The sequence below is a fragment of the Rhodococcus sp. T2V genome (assembly GCF_029269925.1).
In the GTDB taxonomy this organism is placed as follows: domain Bacteria; phylum Actinomycetota; class Actinomycetes; order Mycobacteriales; family Mycobacteriaceae; genus Rhodococcus_F; species Rhodococcus_F koreensis.
The window spans coordinates 1-471 of the sequence record NZ_JARJBD010000406.1 but is presented as its reverse complement, the minus strand read 5'-3'; the positions used below and the strand labels follow the sequence as shown (position 1 = coordinate 471).

Annotated in this window: 1 pseudogene; it reads left to right on the top strand. The window is 68.8% G+C overall.

The window, feature by feature from the left end:
- Positions 1–122, top strand: a pseudogene (locus tag P3H15_RS54600) (phosphatidylserine/phosphatidylglycerophosphate/cardiolipin synthase family protein); the annotation flags it as partial.
- Positions 123–471: the final 349 nt, after the last annotated feature.

Below are 471 nucleotides of genomic sequence, written 5' to 3'. Positions count from 1 at the left end.
CGGTGCCGGTCGCGGAGCAGATCCTCGCCGACGCCGGGCATCCGGGTGCCCGGCTCCGAGCCGATCACCGCATCACCTCCGCCAGCCTGCGGGCCGCGGTGCTTGGGCTCTGGAACCTCTAAACCGCCACCCCCACCATGTGCTGTGACCAGTGGTAACGACACGTCCCCGGCGGATCACCGAACCGACATCATCGCCGACAATGCAGGCATTACCGGCATTACTGGCAATACCGGGTTTCGGCGTCTTCCTTTGGCTGAGGTTCGCGCACCTCGGTGGCCGGTGTCGGCGCCCCGCCCACCCGGGGTGCGGTCACGCCAGCGCCAGAACGCGGGAGCGGGCCTCCAGGTAGCGGACGAGGAGATCGAGCATCTGAGCGTCCGGGTGGACGAGTTCGGGAAGGTCCTTCGCGCTGATGATCGTCTGATCGACCGCGGCGACCTGCCGGCGGCATTCGCCGAGCGCCTCCGG